Origin of the sequence: Pseudomonas vlassakiae, from assembly GCF_014269035.2 — a bacterium.
In the GTDB taxonomy this organism is placed as follows: domain Bacteria; phylum Pseudomonadota; class Gammaproteobacteria; order Pseudomonadales; family Pseudomonadaceae; genus Aquipseudomonas; species Aquipseudomonas vlassakiae.
This window is the reverse complement of the sequence record NZ_JABWRP020000041.1, coordinates 1-3090: the sequence shown is the minus strand read 5'-3', so window position 1 is coordinate 3090 and position 3090 is coordinate 1. Positions and strand designations below refer to the sequence as shown.

Here is a 3090-nt window from a genome sequence, read left to right as displayed (position 1 = left end):
CTTTTGTCAGATCGTTCTTTAAAAATTCGGATATGTGATAGATATAGACTGAACACCAGTTTCACTGCTGGTGGATCAGGCTAAGGTAAAATTTGTGAGTTCTGCGCGAAAGCGCAACATGCGAATTTTCGGCGAATGTCGTCTTCACAGTATAACCAGATTGCTTGGGGTTATATGGTCAAGTGAAGAAGCGCATACGGTGGATGCCTTGGCAGTCAGAGGCGATGAAAGACGTGGTAGCCTGCGATAAGCTTTGGGGAGTCGGCAAACAGACTGTGATCCAGAGATCTCTGAATGGGGGAACCCACTCAGCACAAGCTGAGTATCTTGTACTGAATACATAGGTACAAGAGGCGAACCAGGGGAACTGAAACATCTAAGTACCCTGAGGAAAAGAAATCAACCGAGATTCCCTTAGTAGTGGCGAGCGAACGGGGACCAGCCCTTAAGTTGATTTGAGATTAGTGGAACGCTCTGGAAAGTGCGGCCATAGTGGGTGATAGCCCCGTACACGAAAATCTCTTGTCAATGAAATCGAGTAGGACGGAGCACGAGAAACTTTGTCTGAACATGGGGGGACCATCCTCCAAGGCTAAATACTACTGACTGACCGATAGTGAACCAGTACCGTGAGGGAAAGGCGAAAAGAACCCCGGAGAGGGGAGTGAAATAGAACCTGAAACCGTATGCGTACAAGCAGTGGGAGCCTACTTTGTTAGGTGACTGCGTACCTTTTGTATAATGGGTCAGCGACTTATATTCAGTGGCGAGCTTAACCGAATAGGGGAGGCGTAGCGAAAGCGAGTCTTAATAGGGCGTTTAGTCGCTGGGTATAGACCCGAAACCGGGCGATCTATCCATGGGCAGGTTGAAGGTTAGGTAACACTGACTGGAGGACCGAACCGACTACCGTTGAAAAGTTAGCGGATGACCTGTGGATCGGAGTGAAAGGCTAATCAAGCTCGGAGATAGCTGGTTCTCCTCGAAAGCTATTTAGGTAGCGCCTCATGTATCACTGTAGGGGGTAGAGCACTGTTTCGGCTAGGGGGTCATCCCGACTTACCAAACCGATGCAAACTCCGAATACCTACAAGTGCCGAGCATGGGAGACACACGGCGGGTGCTAACGTCCGTCGTGAAAAGGGAAACAACCCAGACCGTCAGCTAAGGTCCCAAAGTCATGGTTAAGTGGGAAACGATGTGGGAAGGCTTAGACAGCTAGGAGGTTGGCTTAGAAGCAGCCACCCTTTAAAGAAAGCGTAATAGCTCACTAGTCGAGTCGGCCTGCGCGGAAGATGTAACGGGGCTCAAACCATGCACCGAAGCTACGGGTATCACCTTCTGGTGATGCGGTAGAGGAGCGTTCTGTAAGCCTGTGAAGGTGAGTTGAGAAGCTTGCTGGAGGTATCAGAAGTGCGAATGCTGACATGAGTAACGACAATGCGAGTGAAAAACTCGCACGCCGAAAGACCAAGGTTTCCTGCGCAACGTTAATCGACGCAGGGTTAGTCGGTCCCTAAGGCGAGGCTGAAAAGCGTAGTCGATGGAAAACAGGTTAATATTCCTGTACTTCCAGTTATTGCGATGGAGGGACGGAGAAGGCTAGGCCAGCCTGGCGTTGGTTGTCCAGGTTTAAGGTGGTAGGCTGAGATCTTAGGCAAATCCGGGATCTCAAGGCCGAGAGCTGATGACGAGTGCTCACTAGAGCGCGAAGTGGTTGATGCCATGCTTCCAAGAAAAGCTCCTAAGCTTCAGATAACTGGGAACCGTACCCCAAACCGACACAGGTGGTTAGGTAGAGAATACCAAGGCGCTTGAGAGAACTCGGGTGAAGGAACTAGGCAAAATGGCACCGTAACTTCGGGAGAAGGTGCGCCGGCGAGGGTGAAGGACTTGCTCCGTAAGCCCATGCCGGTCGAAGATACCAGGCCGCTGCGACTGTTTATTAAAAACACAGCACTCTGCAAACACGAAAGTGGACGTATAGGGTGTGACGCCTGCCCGGTGCCGGAAGGTTAATTGATGGGGTTAGCGCAAGCGAAGCTCTTGATCGAAGCCCCGGTAAACGGCGGCCGTAACTATAACGGTCCTAAGGTAGCGAAATTCCTTGTCGGGTAAGTTCCGACCTGCACGAATGGCGTAACGATGGCGGCGCTGTCTCCACCCGAGACTCAGTGAAATTGAAATCGCTGTGAAGATGCAGTGTATCCGCGGCTAGACGGAAAGACCCCGTGAACCTTTACTATAGCTTTGCACTGGACTTTGAATTTGCTTGTGTAGGATAGGTGGGAGGCTTTGAAGTGGGGACGCCAGTTCTCATGGAGCCATCCTTGAAATACCACCCTGGCAACTTTGAGGTTCTAACTCAGGTCCGTTATCCGGATCGAGGACAGTGTATGGTGGGTAGTTTGACTGGGGCGGTCTCCTCCCAAAGAGTAACGGAGGAGTACGAAGGTGCGCTCAGACCGGTCGGAAATCGGTCGTAGAGTATAAAGGCAAAAGCGCGCTTGACTGCGAGACAAACACGTCGAGCAGGTACGAAAGTAGGTCTTAGTGATCCGGTGGTTCTGTATGGAAGGGCCATCGCTCAACGGATAAAAGGTACTCCGGGGATAACAGGCTGATACCGCCCAAGAGTTCATATCGACGGCGGTGTTTGGCACCTCGATGTCGGCTCATCACATCCTGGGGCTGAAGCCGGTCCCAAGGGTATGGCTGTTCGCCATTTAAAGTGGTACGCGAGCTGGGTTTAGAACGTCGTGAGACAGTTCGGTCCCTATCTGCCGTGGACGTTTGAGATTTGAGAGGGGCTGCTCCTAGTACGAGAGGACCGGAGTGGACGAACCTCTGGTGTTCCGGTTGTCACGCCAGTGGCATTGCCGGGTAGCTATGTTCGGAAGAGATAACCGCTGAAAGCATCTAAGCGGGAAACTTGCCTCAAGATGAGATCTCACTGGAACCTTGAGTTCCCTGAAGGGCCGTCGAAGACTACGACGTTGATAGGTTGGGTGTGTAAGCGCTGTGAGGCGTTGAGCTAACCAATACTAATTGCCCGTGAGGCTTGACCATATAACACCCAAGCAATTTGCT

1 rRNA gene is annotated in these 3090 nt (G+C 51.6%); it reads left to right on the top strand.

The features are described 5' to 3' along the window. Positions 1-176: 176 nt before the first annotated feature. A 23S ribosomal RNA gene (locus tag HU738_RS25660) occupies positions 177-3069 on the top strand. Positions 3070-3090 lie beyond the last annotated feature (21 nt).